Origin of the sequence: Nocardia sp. CDC160, from assembly GCF_035818795.1 — a bacterium.
Taxonomy (GTDB): Bacteria; Actinomycetota; Actinomycetes; order Mycobacteriales; family Mycobacteriaceae; genus Nocardia.
Window position 1 is genome coordinate 806766 of record NZ_JAYKYT010000003.1, and the last position, 19112, is coordinate 825877.

At 69.6% G+C, this 19112-nt stretch carries 18 protein-coding genes; 10 read left to right on the forward strand and 8 right to left on the reverse strand.

The window, feature by feature from the left end; genetic code table 11:
* Position 1 precedes the first annotated feature (1 nt).
* The 3 genes from VMT40_RS18390 to VMT40_RS18400 all read left to right on the forward strand — a co-directional run bounded on the left by VMT40_RS18390 (position 2) and on the right by VMT40_RS18400 (position 3447).
* Positions 2 to 1180, forward strand: coding sequence for a tobH protein (locus VMT40_RS18390; protein WP_326359534.1), 1179 nt, complete (start codon positions 2 to 4; stop codon positions 1178 to 1180).
* Positions 1180 to 2412: a mannose-6-phosphate isomerase, class I gene (gene manA / locus VMT40_RS18395; RefSeq protein WP_326359535.1), complete on the forward strand. Its 1233-nt coding sequence runs from the start codon at positions 1180 to 1182 to the stop codon at positions 2410 to 2412. The genes VMT40_RS18390 and manA overlap by 1 nt, the downstream gene beginning before the upstream one ends.
* Before the next feature lie 72 nt (positions 2413 to 2484).
* Entirely contained in the window at positions 2485 to 3447 is a 963-nt protein-coding gene (locus tag VMT40_RS18400; RefSeq protein ID WP_326359537.1) for a cation diffusion facilitator family transporter, read from the forward strand.
* Here the strand turns inward: VMT40_RS18400 and VMT40_RS18405 are convergent.
* The 3 genes from VMT40_RS18405 to VMT40_RS18415 form a co-directional block, all read right to left on the reverse strand.
* Entirely contained in the window at positions 3409 to 3810 is a 402-nt protein-coding gene (locus tag VMT40_RS18405; protein ID WP_326359538.1) for a DUF3052 domain-containing protein, read from the reverse strand. The genes VMT40_RS18400 and VMT40_RS18405 overlap by 39 nt on opposite strands.
* Positions 3811 to 3847: 37 nt before the next feature.
* Positions 3848 to 5329 (reverse strand): phytoene desaturase family protein, encoded by a 1482-nt coding sequence (locus VMT40_RS18410; RefSeq protein WP_326359539.1) that lies wholly within the window; start codon positions 5327 to 5329, stop codon positions 3848 to 3850.
* A gap of 64 nt (positions 5330 to 5393) precedes the next feature.
* Positions 5394 to 5975 (reverse strand): TetR/AcrR family transcriptional regulator, encoded by a 582-nt coding sequence (locus VMT40_RS18415; protein WP_326359540.1) that lies wholly within the window; start codon positions 5973 to 5975, stop codon positions 5394 to 5396.
* A gap of 90 nt (positions 5976 to 6065) precedes the next feature.
* Between VMT40_RS18415 and VMT40_RS18420 the strand changes: the two genes are divergently transcribed.
* Entirely contained in the window at positions 6066 to 6497 is a 432-nt protein-coding gene (locus VMT40_RS18420; protein ID WP_326359541.1) for a DUF4267 domain-containing protein, read from the forward strand.
* 95 nt (positions 6498 to 6592) lie between these two features.
* On the forward strand, positions 6593 to 6811 hold the full coding sequence (locus VMT40_RS18425) for a DUF4287 domain-containing protein (RefSeq protein WP_326359542.1): 219 nt from the start codon (positions 6593 to 6595) through the stop codon (positions 6809 to 6811).
* Positions 6812 to 6876: 65 nt separating this feature from the next.
* Here the strand turns inward: VMT40_RS18425 and VMT40_RS18430 are convergent, their stop codons facing one another.
* Genes VMT40_RS18430 through rfbD form a run of 3 tightly spaced genes read right to left on the reverse strand, consistent with a single transcriptional unit; the run spans position 6877 to position 9796 of the window.
* Positions 6877 to 7968 carry an NDP-sugar synthase gene (locus VMT40_RS18430; protein ID WP_326359544.1) on the reverse strand — a complete coding sequence of 364 codons (1092 nt, stop codon included), beginning with the start codon at positions 7966 to 7968 and terminating at the stop codon, positions 6877 to 6879.
* Positions 7969 to 8012: 44 nt separating this feature from the next.
* The gene (locus VMT40_RS18435) at positions 8013 to 8933 is read right to left on the reverse strand and encodes a glycosyltransferase family 2 protein (protein ID WP_326359546.1); all 921 of its coding nucleotides are present in this window, start codon (positions 8931 to 8933) and stop codon (positions 8013 to 8015) included.
* Positions 8930 to 9796 (reverse strand): dTDP-4-dehydrorhamnose reductase, encoded by an 867-nt coding sequence (rfbD, locus tag VMT40_RS18440; RefSeq protein ID WP_326359547.1) that lies wholly within the window; start codon positions 9794 to 9796, stop codon positions 8930 to 8932. The genes VMT40_RS18435 and rfbD overlap by 4 nt, the downstream gene beginning before the upstream one ends.
* A gap of 118 nt (positions 9797 to 9914) precedes the next feature.
* Here rfbD and VMT40_RS18445 point away from each other — a divergent pair, with 118 nt between their 5' ends.
* The 3 genes from VMT40_RS18445 to VMT40_RS18455 all read left to right on the forward strand — a co-directional run bounded on the left by VMT40_RS18445 (position 9915) and on the right by VMT40_RS18455 (position 13522).
* Positions 9915 to 11402 (forward strand): LCP family protein, encoded by a 1488-nt coding sequence (locus tag VMT40_RS18445; protein ID WP_442790004.1) that lies wholly within the window; start codon positions 9915 to 9917, stop codon positions 11400 to 11402.
* Positions 11390 to 12106: a TIGR03089 family protein gene (locus tag VMT40_RS18450; protein WP_326359548.1), complete on the forward strand. Its 717-nt coding sequence runs from the start codon at positions 11390 to 11392 to the stop codon at positions 12104 to 12106. Before VMT40_RS18445 ends, VMT40_RS18450 begins: the two co-directional genes overlap by 13 nt.
* Before the next feature lie 102 nt (positions 12107 to 12208).
* Complete coding sequence (locus tag VMT40_RS18455; RefSeq protein WP_326360244.1) at positions 12209 to 13522, forward strand: cytochrome P450; 1314 nt, start codon at positions 12209 to 12211, stop codon at positions 13520 to 13522.
* On the opposite strand, the gene VMT40_RS18460 is transcribed toward VMT40_RS18455, so the two are convergent.
* Positions 13516 to 15075: a carboxylesterase/lipase family protein gene (locus VMT40_RS18460; RefSeq protein WP_442790005.1), complete on the reverse strand. Its 1560-nt coding sequence runs from the start codon at positions 15073 to 15075 to the stop codon at positions 13516 to 13518. The two genes, VMT40_RS18455 and VMT40_RS18460, sit on opposite strands and share 7 nt — an antisense overlap.
* A 90-nt stretch (positions 15076 to 15165) precedes the next feature.
* Between VMT40_RS18460 and VMT40_RS18465 the strand changes: the two genes are divergently transcribed.
* A complete protein-coding gene (locus VMT40_RS18465; RefSeq protein WP_326359549.1) occupies positions 15166 to 15387 on the forward strand; it encodes an FmdB family zinc ribbon protein in 222 nt (73 codons plus the stop codon).
* Here the strand turns inward: VMT40_RS18465 and VMT40_RS18470 are convergent.
* Complete coding sequence (locus VMT40_RS18470) at positions 15384 to 15674, reverse strand: SelT/SelW/SelH family protein (RefSeq protein WP_326359550.1); 291 nt, start codon at positions 15672 to 15674, stop codon at positions 15384 to 15386. The genes VMT40_RS18465 and VMT40_RS18470 overlap by 4 nt on opposite strands.
* Before the next feature lie 334 nt (positions 15675 to 16008).
* Here VMT40_RS18470 and VMT40_RS18475 point away from each other — a divergent pair, with 334 nt between their 5' ends.
* Complete coding sequence (locus VMT40_RS18475) at positions 16009 to 19110, forward strand: SWIM zinc finger family protein (protein WP_326359551.1); 3102 nt, start codon at positions 16009 to 16011, stop codon at positions 19108 to 19110.
* Positions 19111 to 19112 lie beyond the last annotated feature (2 nt).

The window sequence follows — 19112 nt, forward strand, 5'->3', positions numbered from 1 at the left end:
GATGATCGCTGGGACACCGGTATTCGACCTCGATGACGTCGCCTCGCTGGAGGCGGCCGACGCCGGGGGCGTCTTGCGCTCCGCCGCGTCGGGGGGCGCCCAGATCAGGGCGACCGCCGCGGCACTGACCGAGGACGCGTTGGGTCGATTGACCGATCTGCGACCCCGTAGCCTCGTCCTCGTCTCCGGCAGTGGCCGCGCCGCGCGCGCCGCGTCCCTGCTGATCGCGGCCCTGGGAAATCACACGAGTATGCCTCTGGTACCGGCGACTTCGATCCCGCCGTGGGTCGGCCCGCTGGACGTGGTGCTGGTGGCGGGCGACGACGCGGGCGACCCCCGGCTCGCCGAGGCGGTCGACAGCGCGCTGCGCCGGGGCGCCGAAGTGGTCGTGGCCACCCCGGACGAGGGCCCCATCCGCGCGGCCGCCGCGGGCCGCGCCACCGTCCTCGCGCCGCGGGTGCGAGTGCTCGACCCCAATCGCATGCTGCGCTACCTGGCGGCCGGGTTGGCGGTGATCACCACCCTCGACCCGAATCGCACCGGGCCCCTGGTGCCCGAATTGAGCGCTCTCGCAGACCTACTCGACGAGGAGGCGCTGCGCGACGGCCCCCAGAACGAGGTCTTCCACAATCCGGCCAAGACCCTGGCGACCCGCATGGCCCAGCGCAAGCGCATCGTCCTCGCCGGTGATACCCCGGCCGCGACCGTGGTCGCCGAGCATGGCGCCGAGGTGCTGCTGGCCACCGCCGGGCAGATCGCCACGGGCATCACCCTGTCGGAAGCCGTTGCCGCACACGGTCGGCTCATCGACGCGGCGGGCGTGGCCGCACCCGGTTTCGATCCGCTCTTCCACGATGAGGAGCTGGACGGGCCCGCGCCGGTGGAACAGATCCGGATCTTCGTGGTGAGCGCCGACCTGGACGAGGTGGCCGCGCGCCGCCGCCTGGCGGTCTTCGGCTCCGACGCCGGGCTGGTGGACGCCGAACTGGTGACCGCCGACGGCGAGGTCTCCGCCCGCGCGGCCGGGGAAGAGGAGCAGCCGGGAGCCGCCTCCCAGGGCAGCGAACTGGAAAAGCTTGCCGTGCTGACACTTCGGCTGGAAATGGCCGCGGCCTATCTACGACTACTCGGTTCCCGCCCGGCCACCGGACCGGGACACTACGACGGGGGCAATTACTAGTGCACGAACTCGTTGGTGCGCTGCGTTCCTACGCTTGGGGTTCGCGCACCGCGCTCGCTCAGCTGTGCGGCCGACCGGTCCCCTCGGCGCACCCGGAGGCCGAACTCTGGTTCGGCGCACACCCCGCCGATCCCGCGCGCGTGCAGATCAATGGACACAGCGAATCCCTGCTGGAACTGCTGCGCGCCGACCCCAAGCGCGAACTCGGCCCGGTCGCGGGCGAATTCGGCGGTCGGCTGCCGTTCCTGCTGAAGATCCTGGCCGCCGAGGAGCCGCTGTCGCTGCAGGCGCACCCCAGCATCGAGCAGGCCCGGGCGGGCTTCGCGCGCGAGAACCAGGCCGGGGTCGCCATCGACTCCCCCATGCGCAACTACCGCGACGAGAACCACAAGCCCGAACTGGTGGTGGCCCTCGGCCGTTTCGAGGCGCTGGCCGGTTTCCGCGATCCGCGCCAGACCGTCGCGCTGCTGCAGGCCCTCGACGTTCCCGAGCTGAGCTCGTACGCCGAACTGCTGGCCGCCCAACCCGATTCGGCCGGGCTGCGCACCCTGTTCACCACCTGGATCGCGCTGCCCCAGGCCACCCTGAGCACCCTGCTGCCCAAGGTGCTCGACGGCTGCGTGCGGTATCTGTCCGAGTCCGGAAGCGGCGGCAGCGGCAAGGAATTCGTGGCCGAGATCCGCACCGCGCTCGAGTTGGCCGAGGCCTATCCCGGCGATGCCGGGGTGCTGGCGGCGCTGCTGCTCAACCGCATCACCCTGGAACCGGGCGAGGGCCTGTTCCTGGACGCCGGAAACCTGCACGCGTATCTGCGCGGCGTCGGCGTGGAGATCATGGCCAATTCCGACAATGTGCTGCGCGGCGGGCTGACCCCCAAGCACGTGGATGTGCCGGAGTTGTTGCGGGTGCTCGACTTCGAGCCCTTGGACCTGCCCATCGTGGAGCCCGAGGAGGTGGCCGAGGGTGTCTTCCGCTACCACACCCCCGCGCCCGAATTCGCGCTCGCCCGTTTCGAATTGGCGCAGGACGCGGATCCGGTGCCGGTGGTGGGCTCGGGGCCGGTGATCGCGCTGGTCACCGACGGCCGCGTGCGGCTGCTGCAGGGCAATCACGATCTGATCGTCGAGGCCGGGCACGCCGCGTGGATCTCGGCCGCCGACGGCGGGATTCGCGCGGAAGCGGTGGACGGTCCGGCGCAGCTGTTCTGCGCCGCGGTCGGCGAGGAGCAGTAGGCGAACTGTAGGCTCTCCCGATCGACTGCGTTTTAGGACAAAACGGACATGGGTTCGGGAAGGGGCGGTTCATTGTCTGCGAGCGGCGGTAAGAAGGCGATCCTGGCGGCGCTCAGCGCCAATGCCGGGATCGCGGCGGCCAAGTTCGTCGGCGCGGCCATCACCGGCTCGGCGTCCATGCTGGCCGAGGCGGTGCACTCGGTGGCCGACACCTCCAATCAGGGTCTGCTGCTGCTGGGTCAGCGCCGGGCCGAGCAGGAGGCCGACCAGCTGCACCCGTTCGGCTACGGCCGCAACCGCTACTTCTACTCGTTCGTGGTCGCGCTGGTGATCTTCGCGCTCGGCTCGCTGTACGCGATCTGGGAGGGCATCCACAAGATCCAGCACCCCGAGGAACTGTCCAACCCGATCGTCGCCATCGTCATCCTCGGGCTGGCGATCGCGCTCGAGGGCTACAGCTTCACCACCGCCATGCGAGAGTCCGCTCCGCTCAAGGGCAATGCCAGCTGGTGGCGCTTCATCCGCAACTCCCGCAATCCGGAACTGCCGGTGGTGCTGCTGGAGGACTCGGGCGCGCTGATCGGTCTGGTCTTCGCCTTCGTGGCCATCGGGCTGACCATGATCACCGGCGATCCGGTCTGGGACGGCGTGGGCACGCTGGCCATCGGCATCCTGCTGGGCGTCATCGCCGTCATTCTCATTATCGAGATGCAGAGCCTGCTCATCGGCGAGGGCGCGACGCCCGAGGAAGACGCCAAGATTCGCGCGGCCCTGGTCGACGATCGCCGCATCGACCGGGTCATCCACCTGCGCACCCAGTACCTGGGCCCCGACGAAATGCTGGTGGCCGCAAAGGCTTCCATCGTGCCCGGCCTGGAGATCGCCGAGATCGCGGCCGCCATCGACGAGGCCGAGGCCCGCATTCGCGCCGAGATTCCCGCGGCCCGGGTCATCTATATCGAGCCGGATCTCTACCGCACCGCGCCCGCGCGGGAATCAGCGGTCGGCGAGACGAATCACAAACCGCAGTCCTGACCAGGAGTCGTCGATGGCGGCGACCTTGTTGTCCACCAACCCCTGCGCCAGACCGTAGGCGCGCACGGCGTTCTCACCGAGATCGGTGGGGACGCCGCTGGCCTTCTTGGGCCAGGCCAGCCACAGGCCACCGGTGGTGGCCAACTTCCCGCGCCACCCGGCGAACCGCCGCGCCAAGGTGGCCTGGTCGGGGCAGAAGCCGAGAATCACGTCGTAGGGGTCACCGCCCGCGCGGCGATGCAGCTGCACCCCGGCCGGAAGTTCACCGAGCTCGAAACCGGCTGGGGCTCCGGCCAACAGCACCCGGCTCTCCGGCTTGATCCCGAGCTTGCGGGGCAGCGGCGTGCCCGAATATCCGGCCATGGCGGGCAGCCTACCGATCACGTACGGCGGTGCCGGATCAAATACGCCAGTGGTCGGTGAGCAATTCGAGCGGGTCGGTCAGGACGCCGAACTCCCGGCGCAGCGCGTGCCGGGCGGCGTAGTAGCCGTTCATGCCGTGCACGCCCGGCCCGGGCGGGGTCGCCGAGGAACACAGGTAGACGCCGGACAGCGGCGTCGAATACGGATTCCAGCGGGGCGCGGGCCGGAAGACGGTCTGGCGGAACGTCATCGCGCCCGCCGAGATATCGCCACCGATGTAGTTGGGATTGTGGGCGGGCATGGTGGCGGCGGTGCGGACATGGCTGGCGAGAACGAGGTCGCGGAAACCCGGGGCGAAGCGTTCGATCTGCGCGGTGATCGCCTCGGTCATGTCCTCGGTGGAGCCGTGCGGCACGTGGGCGTAGGTGTAGAGGGTGTGCTTGCCCGCGGGCGCGCGCGTCGGGTCGACGACGCCCGGCTGAATGGCCAACACGAACGGCTTGTCCGCGAGTTGTCCGGCAGCGACGGCCTTTTCGGCGGCCACCGCCTCCTCCTGGGTGCCGACCAGGTGCACCGTGCCCGCGCGATCGCAGCCCTGCGCCTGCCACGGCACCGGCCCCGAGAGCGCGAAGTCGACCTTGCAGGCCGCATTGCCGTAGTGAAACCGGTTGAGCGCGAAGTTGTATCGCGCCGGGAGCGTGGCGATGCGCTGCAGTTCGGCCGGGGCGGTATCGAGCAGCACCGCGCGCACCTCGGCGAATTCATCGAGCGAATCGACGCGATGCCCAGTGAAGATGCGGCCCCCGTGGGTCTTCAGATCATCGGCCAGCGCATCCACGATGGCCTGGCTGCCGCCGCGCGGCACCGGCCAGCCGCGCACGTGCGCGAGGGTGCCGAGCAGCAGTGAGACCCCAGCGCCCGGCAGGCTGCGCGGCGGCCGAATGGCGTGCGCGGCCACACCGGTCAGCAGGGCGGGCGCGATCTGCTCGCGAAATCGCATGTTCCACAGGCTCGTCGACTGTTCGATCATGCGGCGCGCCAGCCGCAGTTCGATGCCCGGATCGATGCGCAACAGCCCGGTCGGGTCGATCGGGGGATGGCGCAGGTCCGACATGATGAGTCCGACCAGGTCCTCCCATTTGCGGACGAGCGGGCCGAACAGTCGCTTCCAGGCACGGCCGTCGCGGCCCAGTCCGTCCACGGTGTGGTCGAGATCGTGCCAGGCCAACCCCGCCCGGCCGCCGTCGAGGGGATGCGCGTAGGACACCTGCGGGGTGAGCAGTTCGACGCCGTGCGCCTTCAGGTTGAACGCCCGGAAGAAGGGTGAGGCCACCGCCATGGGATGCGCGCCCGCGCAGAGGTCGTGATGGAATCCGGGCAGGGTCACCTCCCCGGTTCGGCACCCGCCGCCGATGGTGTCGGCCGCCTCGTACACCTCGACCTCGAGTCCCGCCCGCGCCAGGATCACCGCCGCCGCAAGCCCGTTGGGACCCGATCCGACCACCACAGCGTCAGCCATGAATTCAGACTAGGCCGGACCGCCCACCCCGCGGCGCAACCGTGACGAAGCCGACCGGTGTGGATTATCCGTCGCCGCGAACCCATTGGGCGACCAGGATTTCCAATCGCTGGGCACGAAAGTCCGGCCGCAGCCGACCACCCCGGTCCAGGGTGGCGAGTCCGTGCAGGGTGCTCCAGGCGACCTCGGTGAAGGTCTCCACATCGTGCGGCGGGGCGAACGGCGCGAAGGTGAGCAGCAGTTCCCGGAAGGTGTCCTTGAGCACCTGCGGCGCTTCCGGACCGAACTTCAGATCCGTGCGCAGCAGGAACATGGCGTCGTAGAGCGCCGCGCTGTCGCGCGCGAAGTCGAGGTAGCCCTGGATGACCGCGCGCAGCGCGTCCTCGGGCGTCTCCGCGGATTCCCGCAGTTCCCGCACGATGACGCCCAATTCGCCGATCCCGACCTCCGCGACGGCGCTGACAATGGCGTCCTTGCCCGCGAAGTGGCTGTAGAGCACCGGCTGGCTGTACTCGATCCGGTCGGCCAGCTTGCGGACGGTGACCGCGTCCCAGCCCTCGGTCTCGGCGATCTCGCGGGCGGTGTCGACAATGCGCTGCCGTCGCTCGGCCCGCTCGCGTTCCTTGCGGTTCTGAATGGCGCTCATGCGAAAACTCTAGCATCGCTAGACAAACTATCCACGCATCATCTAGCTTTGCTTCATCAGTTAGCACCGCTAGATTCTGGAGCAGCAGCCATGACCACCAGCCTCTCCACCCGCACCGCCACCCGCACCACCCTCGCCGCCCGAATCAATAACGCCCTCGCCCTCGGCGGCGCGGCCTTCATCACCTACATCGGCGTCCGCTACCTGGCCGCCCCCGCGGCCGAGGCCCCCGGCTTCGGCATGCCCGTCGCCCCCACCGGCGCGGCCGCCGACTTCCTCAATGTGAAGGGCGTCCGCGACCTCGCCTCCGCCCTGCTCATCGTCACCCTGCTCGCCACCCGCCAGCGCCGAGCCCTGGGCACCGCCATGCTGGTGACCGCGACCATCCCCGTCGGCGACATGCTCACCATCCTGCGCCACGGCGGTTCCACCGCAATGGCTTTCGGCGTCCACGGCCTCACCGCCGCGCTGGTCGCCACCACCGGCGTCCTGTTCCTGCGGGAGCGCCGCACCGCCGAATAGCCGTCCGCCGCTGTGGTTCCCGTCACGCACCGATGAATTCCGCCGGGTGCCGCCGTCGATAGACTCGACACCCGCATTGCACAAGGAGACCCACCATGTCCGCCACCAAGCCGCACGGCCCCGCCTCGTACTTTCCCTCCATCGAGGCGAAATACGGTCGGACCGTGGACGAATGGTTCTCCCTGCTGACCGCCTCGGGCCACACCACCAACAAGGACCTGGTGAACTGGCTGAAGACCGAGCACACGATGGGGCACGGCCATGCCAATGCGCTGGTCCAGTTCCACCTCAACCCCGGCAAGTGGGAGCGCTGAACCCCTTTGCCGCACAAACGAAATCGGCCCGCTCCACCGGGAGCGGGCCGATTCGTGTGGCCGGTTCAGACGTCCGTCGAGAAGCGGATGCCGCCGTCGGGGATGTCCACGCCGGGCCAGACGCGAGCTCCGCGTAGTAGTTCGCAGCGGGCGCCGACATTCGCGCCGTCGCCGATCACGGCGTCGCGGACCAGGGCGCGCGGACCGATGCGGGCGCCGAAGCCGATGATCGAACGTTCCACGGTGGCACCGGCTTCCACGCGCGCGCCGTCGAAGAGCACCGCGCCGTCCAGGCGCGCGCCCGCACCGACCTCGGCCCCGCGGCCGACGACGGTGCCGCCGATGAGCAGGGCGCCGGGCGCGACACCCGCGCCCGAGTGGACCAGGAACTCGCCGCGCTGGCCCGGCAGGGCCGGGGACGGGGCGATGCCGCGAACCAGATCCGCGGAGCCGCGCACGAAGTCCTCGGGGGTGCCCATGTCGCGCCAGTAGGAGGTGTCGACGTGGCCCTGAATGTGCGCGCCCTCGGCCAGCAGCGACGGGAAGGTCTCCCGCTCGACCGAGACCGGACGGCCCGCCGGGATCTTCTCGATGTACTCGCGCCGGAAGACGTAGCAGCCCGCGTTGATCTGATCGGTCGGCGGATCCTGGGTCTTCTCCAGAAACGCCGTGACGCGCCCGGTCTCGTCGGTGGGCACGCAGCCGAAGGCCCGCGGGTCGCCGACCCGGACCAGGTGCAGCGTCACGTCCGCGCCCGAGGCGTGATGGGTCTCGAGCACCCCGCCCAGATCGGTGCCGCCGAGCACATCGCCGTTGAACACCATGACGGTGTCGGCGCGCAGCTTGGGCAGCACATTGCGAATACCGCCGCCGGTGCCCAGCGGCTCGGTCTCGGTGACGTATTCGATCTCGAGACCCAGTTCGGCGCCGTCGCCGAAGTGCTCCTCGAACACCTCCGCCTTGTACGAGGTGCCGAGCACCACGTGGGTGATGCCCGCATCGGCGATGCGGGCCAGCAGATGCTGCAGGAACGGCAGCCCGGCGGTGGGCAGCATCGGCTTGGGGGCGGACAAGGTCAGTGGACGCAGTCGGGTGCCCTGGCCCCCGACCAGGATCACCGCGTCCGTAGACCCGGCGGTAGTACCGCTGTTCGCCATTTTCTCCCCTGTTGTGAGGTTGTCAGGAATACGCGCCCACGAAGTTAAACACCATTGTTTTGATCGCGTTCGCGCAATGCGGATCGAACCGCAAGCCTGCAACGAATCGCAAGTCCAGCCTTGAGCGCGACCCGCAGCGGAGCCTGCCACCAGTGCGGATGCCGGTCGGCCTGGAAACGGTAGGCGCTGGCGTGATGCGCCGGAAGCATCGTTTCCGGGTGACGACCCGCGGCGTGCCCCTTGGCGTGCGTGACCTCCGCGGACGGCACGAACACATTGTGCCAGCCCGCCTTGCCCATGCGGTCACCGAAGTCGACATCTTCCATGTACATGAAGTAGCGCGAGTCGAAGCCGTCGATGGAGTCGAAGGCGGCACGGCGCACCAGCAGGCAGGAACCCGACAGCCAGCCCACGCTGCGCTCGGTGACCGCCTCGTTGTCCTGGCGGTAGCGCAGGGTCCACGGGTTCTTGGGCCAGATGCTGCCGAGGATGGCGTGACCCGCGCCGTCGGCGATGCCCGGGACCGAGCGGGCCGAGGGGTAGAGGCTGCCGTCCGGCTCGAGCACCTTCGGGCCCAGCGCGCCCGCGCGCGGCCAGCGGCGAGCGGCGGCCAGCAGTTCGTCGATGGAGTCGGTGCCCCAGCGAATGTCCGGGTTGGCGATGACGATGAATTCGATGTCCGGATCGATCTCGGCGACCGCGCGGTTGATGGCGCCGCCGTAGCCGATATTGCCGCCGGTGCGCAGCAGGCGCACATGGGCGTTGGCCTCCGCGGCCAATTCCGGCGCACCGTCGGTCGAGCCGTTGTCGGCCAGAATGACCTGCGGCTTCTCACCGGTCGCGGTGGCCAGCGTGCTGATGAAGTGTTCCAGGTGCTCGCCGGGCGAGTAGGTCACCGTGACGACGGCCAGCTGCGGTTTTTTCGCCGCGGCGGGGGGCTGTCCGACAGAATCCGAGGGGCTCACGGGGGCCCAGGATAGTCGGAGATGGCGGCCAGTGCGTCGTTCAGTGCCCGCTTCCAGTGGCGCAGCGGCGACAGGCCCGCGGCGGCCCACGAATTGCCCGAAAGGACCGAATATGCCGGGCGCGGAGCGGGTCTCGGGAAATCCTCGGTGCCGCAAGGCCGTACGCGATCGGGGTCCGCGCCGAGACCGGTGAACACGGCCTGGGCCAGATCGAACCAACTGGCTTGTCCGGCGTTGGTGGCGTGCAGGATTCGGCCGCGCCCGTCGGGAAGTGCCGCGACAGCGGGCTTGGCGGCGAGCTCGAGCAGCGCGGCCGCCAGATCGGGGGCGTAGGTGGGTGAGCCGATCTGGTCGTTCACCACGGTGATGGTGTCGCGCTCGCGTTCCAGGCGGCGCATGGTGGCGACGAAATCGGTGCCGGTTCCGGTGTAGACCCACGCGGTGCGGACGATGTGCGCGTCGGGCGCGAATTCCAGAATCGCTTGTTCCCCAGCGAGTTTCGAGCGCCCGTAGACCGTGGTCGGGCCGACCGGATCACCCGGTTCGTACGGCCGCGACGCGGTACCAGGGAAGACGTAGTCGGTGGAGACGTGAATGAGGCGTGCGCCACGGTCGGCGCAGACCTGCGCCAGCACGCGCGGCCCGGTGGCATTGACGGCGAAGGCGGCGGCCTCGTCGGTCTCGGCCCGGTCGACGGCGGTGTAGGCGGCGCAGTTGATCAGGGTGTCGCCGGGATTCACCACCTTGCGCACAGCGTCGGCGTCGGTGATGTCCAGATCGGCGTGTGCCAGACCACGCGCCTCGGGGGCCAGGGTCGTCAGGGCCCGGCCGAGCTGTCCGCGACCTCCAGTTATCAGCAGCACGGCTGCCAGTCTGGCACGCACCCGCACGACTCACGGAGTCGGCGATACTGCAACATTTTGGTTACCGCCACTAGCCTGCATATCGGGGGATTCCATCGCTTTCGAAAGGACAGTCGGGTTGCCAGAGAGTTCCTGGGCATCCGTGCCACTACCGCGCCGACGCCGCGTCGCCAGTCCGGGGCGGGTGCTGGCGGCGGTGGTGTCGGTGCTGGTGCTGGCGGCGACCGGGCTGGGCTGGCACAGCGTGGATCAGTTAGTGTCGAGCATCGAGCGGATCGGCAATCTGGGGCTGGGCGGCGACAAATCCGACGGCGCGACCGACATTCTGATGGTCGGCATCGACTCCCGGACCGACGCCCACGGAAACCCGCTCACCCAGGACGAATTGGCCATGCTGCACGCGGGCGACGACGGCGAGGGCGGGCTCAATACCGACACCATCGTGCTCATTCGGGTGCCCAATGACGGCAGTTCCGCGACGGCCATCTCGATTCCGCGCGACTCCTACGTGGACATTCCGGGTCTCGGCATGGGGAAGATCAATTCGGCGTTCGGCTCCACCAAGTTCCTCACCCAGCAGAAACTGCTGGACAAGGGCGTGGCCCCGGCCGACGCCGAGAAGCAGGCCACGCAGGCCGGGCGGCAGGCGCTGGTCAAGACGGTCGCCAATCTCACCGGCATCACCGTCGACCACTACGCCGAGGTCGGGCTGCTGGGGTTCGTGCTGCTCACCGACGCGGTGGGCGGGGTCGAGGTGTGCCTGAACAACGCGGTGGACGAACCGCTCTCGGGCGCGGACTTCCCGGCCGGGCCGCAGAAGCTCAATGGCGCACAGGCTTTGAGCTTCGTGCGGCAGCGCCACGAGCTGCCGCGCGGGGACCTGGATCGCATCGTGCGCCAGCAGGTGTACATGGCGCAGCTGGTGCATCAGGTGCTCAGCGCCAAGGTGCTCACCAGCCCCACCCGATTGAAGGAGCTCAGCGACGCGGTCGGCCGCACGGTGGTCCTCGACGACGGCTGGGACGTGCTCGGCTTCCTGCACCAGTTGCAGGACCTGACCGGCGGCCAGGTGAAGTTCGAGACCATTCCGGTCAAGGACCTCAACGGCTGGACCGACAATGGCGAATCGGTGGTGCGGGTGGATCCGCCCGCGGTGCAGAAGTTCGTGGCCAAGGCGGTCGGCGAGGACGACAGCGGCGACGGCGGGGTCGATCCGTCCAGCGTCACCGTGGACATCTACAACGCCTCGGGCACCGGCGGGCTGGCCGCGCAGGCGGCGCAGGCCCTGGCAGCCAAGGGCTTCCGGACCGGGACGGTGGACAACTGGATCGGCGGTCCGGTGCAGAGCAGCCGGGTGATGGCGGCCTCGGCCGGTGACGACAGGGCACGGGCGGTCGCGCAGGCGCTGGGCGGGCTGCCGGTGTTCGGTGAGCAGGGTCTGCCGCCGGGCGCGGTTCGCGTGGTGTTGGCGAGTGACTACTCTGGTCCGGGTTCGGCGACCGGCGGTTCCACGTTCGACTTCTCGGGAAGCAGTACGACGGCGACTCCGGTGCCGCCCGCCCCACCCATCGACGCCGGTACGAACGGACCGAAATGCGTGAACTGAACGAGACCCTCACCGAAGCGGTACTCGACCCCATCCTCGCCCGCGACCCCGCGGGACCACGTATCACCTTCTACGACGACGCCACCGGCGCGCGCATCGAACTCTCGGCGCTGACGCTGGCCAACTGGGCGGCCAAGACCGCCAATATGATTCGCGACGAATTCGGGCTGTCCTCGGGGGCCCGGGTGGCAGTGCTGCTGCCCGCGCACTGGCAGACCGCGGCGGTGCTGCTCGGGTGCTGGTGGGCCGGTGTCGAAGTGGTGCTGCACGCCGATCCGGACGCGGAGCTGGCCCTGGTGACCGCCGATCGGATCGACGAGGCGGACGGTATCGCGGAGGTGGCGGCGCTGTCGCTGGACCCCATGGGCATGCCGGTGAAGGACCTCCCGGTCGGTATCACCGATTACGCGACCTCGGTGCGGGTGCACGGGGACCAGTTCCGCCCGGGCGGCATCGGCTGCGCGCTGGACGGGTCCTCGGTGTCGGAGGTGCTGGAGGAGGCGCGGAAATCGGCTGCGCGGCAAGGGTTCACGAGCGAGGATCGAGTGCTCTCGACCGGCGCGTGGGACACTCCGGCCGAACTGATCGACGGTTTCGTCGCCGTGCTGGCCGCGGGCGCGTCGCTGGTGCAGGTGGCCAATCCGGATCCGGCGGCCCAGCAGCGGCGGATCGCCTCCGAACGGGTCACCATCGAGCGTTCCTGACTCCTACCCCGGTAGGAGCCGCGGTTCCCTCCGCGGCATGTTCCTCCCGCACACCGGCTTCCGTACCGTGGAAACATCCAACGAGGGAGGGAGCCCGCGATGATGAGTCCACGGTATTGGGCGCGGTGGGTGGTCGAGCACGGCGCGGCGCGCTGGGCCCTGCGCCTGCAGGCACGGCGGGGCAATGCGTTCGCCCAGTTGCTCACCAGCCCGGACGCCCTGCGCAATCCCTACCCGCAGATCGAGGCCATGCGGGCGCGCGGGCGCCTGGTGCACAATCCCTACACCTGGGCCACGGCCGATTACGAGCTGATCCGAACCATGCTGCGGGACAGTCGATTCGGCGCGTTCGGCCCGGATGGCATCGATATGCCGCGGTGGCTGCGCAATCGGCTGAAGAACGCCATCACCCCGCCCAATCCGGTGGAGCCGCCCTCGCTGCTCATGATCGATCCGCCCGATCACACCCGGATTCGCAAGTCGATCTCGGCGGCGTTCACCCCGCGCGCCATCGGACGCCTGCGCGACCGCGTGGAATCGGTCACCGCCGAACTGCTGGACGCCCTGCCCCCGAACGGCTCGGCCGACCTCATCGCCGACTTCGCGCAGCAGGTGCCGATCGCCATCATCAGCGAAATGCTGGGATTTCCCCAGGAGAAGCGCGACGAGTTCCTGGCCTGGGGTGACACCGCCACACCGCTGCTGGACATCGGCATCTCGTGGCGGTCCTGGCGCGACGCCTATCTGGCCATGGACGTGATGGACCGCTATCAGGACGAGCACCTGGCGCGGCTGCGGCGCGAGCCCGGGGAGGACATTCTCAGCAGCCTGGTCACCGCCGGTGAACTCGACGAACGGGAGTTGAAGGCGACCGCGAGCCTGCTCATGGGGGCCGGGTTCGAGACCACCGTGAACCTCATCGGCAACGGCATCGTCCAATTACTCTCGCACCCAGAGGAATTGGCGAAACTCCGGGAGGATCCCGACCTGTGGCCGCAGGCCGTGGACGAGATCCTGCGCTTCGACCCGCCGGTCATGATGACCGGGCGAATCGCCTTGTGCGACACCGAGATCGACGGCATCTCACTGCCCGCGGGCACCGTGGTGGTCATGTCGCTGGCGGGCGCGAATCGGGATCCGCGAAAGTTCGACGACCCCAATCGATTCGACATCACCCGGCCGAACGCCAAGGAGCATCTGACCTTCTCCAGCGGCATCCACACCTGCCTCGGCTCCAGCCTGGCCCGCATGGAGGGCACGTACGCGCTGCGCTCGCTGTTCGAGCAGTTCCCGGATCTGGCGCTGGCCGGTGAACCCGAGCGCCGACCGCTCTACAACCTGCACGGCTACGCGCACCTACCCATCCGGCTGGGTCCGCGGATCACCGCACCCGTGGAACCGGTTGCGGCTCAATAGAACCCGACCACGTCGTCGCCCCAGATGCTGTTGCGGTCGTGGTCCGGGTCGTCCACGACCCGGTCCACATTGTCGATGACCAGGGTGCGCCGCGTCGCCGCGCTGTAGGGCGGCCAGTGCTTGGAGCCGTCGATGGCGGCCGGGACGCCGTAGCCCGCGAAGGCCAGCCACCGGCGCATCATGCGGCCCGAAACCTCCTGTGCTGCTTTGCGTCCGCCCAGCCAGAAGGTCGGGTCGTAGTCGAAGGAGCCGAAATTGCCGAAGACATAGGGCAATTCGGTGGCGTGCCCCGCGCCGACCCGGGCCGCCTTGAGCATCGGGGTGGCGTGGTCGAAGCGGTACATCCAGGTCGGTGAGTGCGCGGAGTGCGCGTCGGCCACCCAGTGCGAGGGCATGCGGAAGGCGGCGTCGGTGGACATGGTGAGCGCGCCCCGGGGCGTGCTGGATTCGTAGGCCGCCGCGATCTCGGCCAGCCGCTCCGGCGACAGGCCCGGGTGCTCGGCCGCGACCCCGCGCAGCATGGCGTTCACCGCGTCGGGCGTGACCGGCATGATGGGCGAGCGGAACAGCCGGAACAGCGACGCCTCGTCCTTGTTGGTACCGATGATGAGCGGCACCCGGTGCGAACGGCCCTGCTGGAAGCGCTCACTCGGATAGGCGGGCAGCAGATTGCCGTCCACCACCGGCGCGGCGGCCAGGCGGCCGGGCTCGCGACTGGGCACCTCGTCGAGCAGGATGCCCGCGGCGGTGATCATGCGCTCCACGGGCATGGTGAGCAGTTCGGCCGCCTGATCGGCGGTGATGTCCAGCAGTTCCAGGTAGCGCTTGGCCACCACCGCGGCCCGCTCCGGGCCGAAAACCGTGGTGGCGGGCGGGGATTGGGCGATCGCGCGATGGAACAGGCCCGCCGACAGCGGTGAGGTGAGCAGGGCGGTCACACAGCCCGCGCCGGAGGATTCGCCGAAGACGGTGACATTGCCCGGGTCACCGCCGAAGGCCACGATATTGTCGCGCACCCACTTCAGAGCGGTGATCTGATCGTGCAGGCCCAGATTCGGCACGAATTCGTCACCCAGGGAGGACAGGTCCAGGAAGCCCAGCGCGCCCAGCCGGTAGTTGACCCCGACCACGAGGACATCGCCGACCTCGGCCAGCCGCTTGCCGTCGTAGATGGCCTGGGCGGCGGTGCCCAAGCAGAACGCGCCGCCGTGCAGCCAGACCATGACCGGGCGAAGTTCGTCGCTGGGGGTGGCCGGGGCCCAGACATTGAGCCAGAGGCAGTCCTCGCCCATGCGCAGGCTGCCGTCGACGGGGACGAAGCCCGGGGACTGGGGCGCGACATCGCCGAACTCGACGCAGGGGCGCACGCCGGTCCAGGACTGCGGGGGCTGGGGCAATCGGAAGCGGTTGGGCCCGGCCGTGCTCGCGGCATAGGGAATGCCGCGCCAGACGGCGACCCGACCGTCGATCACCCCGGAAACCTCACCGTTTCCGGTTCGCGCAATCGGCGCGCCGTCCTGGTCCGACAGCGTGTCGAAGAACCGAGTGCTCACACCGACCTCCTCGTACTCCGTAAATCGAGAGTACCGAGTGGGCCGCGGGATCCCGGTCAGCGTGCCGCGAGCGTCGTTTAGGCTGTCGGCGTGCCGAGTTACGCGTTTCGGTGCCGCGAGTGCGGCGACACCTTCGAACTGACCCGTCCGATGGCGGAGTCGTCCGCGCCCGCCGCCTGCCCGGCCGGGCATTCGGACACGGTCAAGCTGCTGACCACCTTCGGGACGATCAAGGGCGGTGGAGCTGTCCCCGCCTCCGCGCCCGCGCCGTCGGGTGGCGGCGGTTGCTGCGGTGGCGGCTGCTGCGGCTAATTCGCCGCTTCGGTGTCCTTCTTGTCCGCGTGGCCCAGTGATCTGCCCGGGGCCACGCGGTCGCGCACGCGCTGTTTGAGGATGGCGATATCGGGAAAACCGCCGTCCGCCTTGCGTTCCCAGATCTGCTCGCCGTCCACGGTGATGCGGAAGACGCCGCCCTCGCCCGGAATCAGCGCCACCTCACCGAGGTCGGTGGCGAAGGTGCTCAGCAACTCCTGGGCCATCCAGCTGGCACGCAGCAGCCACCGGCACTGCGTGCAGTATTCGATCGCGACGCGGGACATGCCCGCGACCTTACCGTCGAGCTACATGAACAGGCGGAACAGGCCGAGGACATCGCTGCCGAGGCCGAGAATGTTCTGCGCGAACGCCGAGCCGAGGCTCAGTGCGTTGAGAATGAAGTTCAACGAGGTGTTCACGTCCGGCTCCTTCGATCGCAAAAAGGTCCGAGCTACACACAGGCAACTGTAGATCCAGCCGCCTTCGACGGTGCTCGAATCGACGGCGGCAGAACGATTTTCACATCACGATTCCGCGCGACGATCCCTGTCTGCACCCTAGAGATCTCTGTCGGTGCCCTCCGATACAACTGTTCTCAACCGAGGAAGGGGGGTAAGGATGACCACCGCTTGGACCGCCGATCACATCGGCTCGCTCGCACCGGACGCCGCGTCACTGACCGCGGCGCGCAAGCTCCGCGGGAAGTGGAGCGGCACCGGAATTCACGACACCGCGCTCTGGGGACTGTGCCAGGGCAGCGGGAGTCGGCCGTATCAGACCATCGTGGATCTGTCGGGGCCCGCGTACAAATGCACCTGCCCGAGTCGCAAGTTTCCGTGCAAACACGCACTGTCGCTGCTGCTCACATGGAGTGCGGGCGAGGTGTCGGCCGCGGATTCGATCGCGGACTTCGCCGCCGACTGGCTGGGCGGGCGGGCCGCCAAGGCGGCCAAGGCCGCCGAGAAGTCCGCGCCGGAGGCCAAGCCCTCCCGCGGCGGCGGGGCCACGGCGGATCAGCGCCGGGCCCGGGTCGGCGCGGGGTTGAGCGATCTCGACACCTGGCTCACCGATCAGGTGCGCACCGGGCTCGCGCAGGCCGATCGGTCCCCGCGCGCCTTCGAGACGGTGGCCGCCCGCATGGTCGACGCGCAGGCGCCCGCCATTGCCGCGACCCTGCGCCGATTGCCGCTCTCCACCACACATTCCGACTGGCCCCGGCTACTGCTCCGCGAATACGCCCGCCTGCACCTGCTCGCCACCGCCCACACCCGCCTCGACGAGCTCCCACCCGAGCTGCGGGCCAGCGTCCGCACCCACATCGGATATCCGACCCCCGCCGAATCCGTGCGCGCCGAACCCGCGGTCCGCGAAACCTGGCAGGTCCTCGGCGTCCGAACCACCGTCGAGGACGCGCTGTACACGCGCCGAGTCTGGTTGCGCGCCCGCGGTTCCGGCCGCTGGGCACTGCTGGTGGACCACCACTACGGCAGCCCCGCCTTCCCGAACGACACCCCAGCCCCAGGCTTCCAGGTCGACGCCAGCGTGCATTACTACCCGAGCGCCACACCCCTGCGCGCCATCTGGGGCGAGCGCCACCAGACCCCGGAACCCTTCACCACCATCCCGCTGCCGAATGCCACGCACGATGCGGCCACCGCATATGACGCCGCACCCGGCCCGCTCAGCGACGCAGCCGGGCCCATGAGCGATACCTCCGCCCAGTCCGACAATGGGGCCGTCGTGCCCGGTCCGTCGGGCAGTGCCGCAACCTCGGCGAATGGTGTGGCGTACGAAAATGGCGGTCCGGCGGCGGAAATCGGTGTCGGCGCGCACACTCCGCCCGGCAGCATCGCGACTCGGCCCGGCAGCATCGCGGCCGCGCTGGTGGAGCAGGCGCGGGCGGTGGGGGCGGATCCCTTTCTGCGCTCGTGGCCCGTTCTGCTGGCCGAGGTGGTACCCGTGCGGGGTGAAAAGGGTTGGTATGTGGTGGAATCCGGTGGGGATGCGCTGCCGATCTCGATCGCCGAGGGGGAGCCTTGGCGGCTGCTCGGGCTGGCGGGCGGGCATCCGGTGACACTGCTCGGCGAGTGGACCGTGGACGGGCTGGTGCCGGTGGCGGCGCTCGCTGCCGGGAATGTGGTGGATGTCGGTGTGGCACAGGGGAACCCGGTGCCATTACACGGTGGTATCGAGGACGGCGCGAGTGCCGAGCTGGTGTCGGCGGCATTGGTCGGGACGGCGCGGCGGCAGGCCGACGTGTCCGGGTTGGCCGCGCCGGTGGCCGACGCGACCGCCGGATTGACGGGCGATGCCGCCGCGATTCTGCTGGAATCCATTGCGCTGCAGGACTGTTTCGCTCGCGGCGGCGTGACCGCCACCTCCGCGGAACGCGGTGAGGTCGCGGCCGATGACGAGCGACCGCTGCTGCCCGCCGCGGCCGCTGCCCGACTCGGCGATCTACTCGCGGACAACTCCCCATTTCTCGACGAGTGGTTCGCGCTGGTCGCGCCGCGCGACTTCCGCGCGCCCGACGGGTTGGTCAGCACGCTGCTGGATCGGGCGAAAGCGCTTGCCCCGCACCGTGAGCCACTGCTGCGGTTGGCGGGTGCGCGGGGGCGCTGGCTGGCTGCCCAGCATCCCGGCTGGCGTTCGCTGGTGCGGGCCGCCGCGGACGACGAGAGTGTGTGGTCGCACGGCCGGGCGGCGGAGCGTAGGAGTTGGCTGGCCCAGCAGCGGCAGCGGGATCCCGCTGCCGCCCGGGCGGCGCTGGCGGGGTCCTGGGCCAAGGAGTCCGGGCCGGGCAAGGCCGAGTTGCTGGCCGTGCTGGCGGATGGGCTCAGCATCGAGGACGAGCGGCTGTTGGAGGCCGCGCTCGACGATCGTCGGGCGGAGGTCCGGCGGTTGGCCGCGGATCTGCTGGGACAGCTGCCGGATTCGGCCTTCGCCCAGCGCATGGCGGAGCGGGCCGCGAGCTGGCTGAGTTTCGAAAGACGCCTGGTCCGACCGCAATTGACCACCACGGGGCCGGGTGTGCTCGACGATGCCGCCCGACGTGACGGGGTCGGAGATTCGTTCGGCTACACCGCCTATCGCGCCGACGGCGCGCCGGACCTGTCGACCGAATGGCTGCACCGCGTGGTGGCGGGCACTCCGCTGCGGCATTGGGAGCGACTGCTCGGGTCGGCGGAGGAGGCCGTGCGGGTTTCCATGGCCGAGAGCGTGCGCGGCCCCATGCTGGCGGGCTGGACCGATGCCGCGCTCGCCCAACGCGATTCGGCGTGGGCGGCGGCCCTGTTCGGGGTGCTCTCCGACGCGCGTTCCCGGGATGCCGACGGCGAGAAGCTACGCGAGCTGTTCGCCTTGCAGCCCGAGGCGGATCAGATTCGACATCTGCGCGGCTTGGATTCGAGCTGGCTGGCCGAGATCGAATCGCTCCTGCGCGCCATGCCGCATCCGTGGCCGGAACCTTTGGCCGAGCACGTGCTGCGGCTGCTGCTGGAGCGCGCGCAGCTCGCCGCCGATCGGCCGGGCGCACCGAGCCTGGTGCCCGGCTCCTATCGGACGCTGTTCCGCGCGGCGTCCGCCCACTTCCCGGTCCAAGTGGCCGAACGAGTGACCGCCGCCGCCCGCTGGTGCGCGGATCCCTACTGGGAGCAGGCCTTCGACCAGCTCGCCCACGACCTTATCGAACGCAAGACGATGCTCGAGGAGTTGCAGTGACC

What these genes read in the sequence shown, in the direction of transcription:
- VMT40_RS18390 (WP_326359534.1), top strand. Translation starts at nt 2, where the DNA reads ATGATCGCTGGGACACCGGTATTCGACCTCGATGACGTCGCCTCGCTG.
- VMT40_RS18405 (WP_326359538.1), bottom strand. Translation starts at nt 3,810, where the DNA reads ATGGCCGGATATTCGGGCACGCCGCTGCCCCGCAAGCTCGGGATCAAG.
- VMT40_RS18410 (WP_326359539.1), bottom strand. Translation starts at nt 5,329, where the DNA reads ATGGCTGACGCTGTGGTGGTCGGATCGGGTCCCAACGGGCTTGCGGCG.
- VMT40_RS18415 (WP_326359540.1), bottom strand. Translation starts at nt 5,975, where the DNA reads ATGAGCGCCATTCAGAACCGCAAGGAACGCGAGCGGGCCGAGCGACGG.
- VMT40_RS18420 (WP_326359541.1), top strand. Translation starts at nt 6,066, where the DNA reads ATGACCACCAGCCTCTCCACCCGCACCGCCACCCGCACCACCCTCGCC.
- VMT40_RS18425 (WP_326359542.1), top strand. Translation starts at nt 6,593, where the DNA reads ATGTCCGCCACCAAGCCGCACGGCCCCGCCTCGTACTTTCCCTCCATC.
- VMT40_RS18430 (WP_326359544.1), bottom strand. Translation starts at nt 7,968, where the DNA reads ATGGCGAACAGCGGTACTACCGCCGGGTCTACGGACGCGGTGATCCTG.
- VMT40_RS18450 (WP_326359548.1), top strand. Translation starts at nt 11,390, where the DNA reads ATGCGTGAACTGAACGAGACCCTCACCGAAGCGGTACTCGACCCCATC.
- VMT40_RS18455 (WP_326360244.1), top strand. Translation starts at nt 12,209, where the DNA reads ATGAGTCCACGGTATTGGGCGCGGTGGGTGGTCGAGCACGGCGCGGCG.
- VMT40_RS18470 (WP_326359550.1), bottom strand. Translation starts at nt 15,674, where the DNA reads ATGTCCCGCGTCGCGATCGAATACTGCACGCAGTGCCGGTGGCTGCTG.
- VMT40_RS18475 (WP_326359551.1), top strand. Translation starts at nt 16,009, where the DNA reads ATGACCACCGCTTGGACCGCCGATCACATCGGCTCGCTCGCACCGGAC.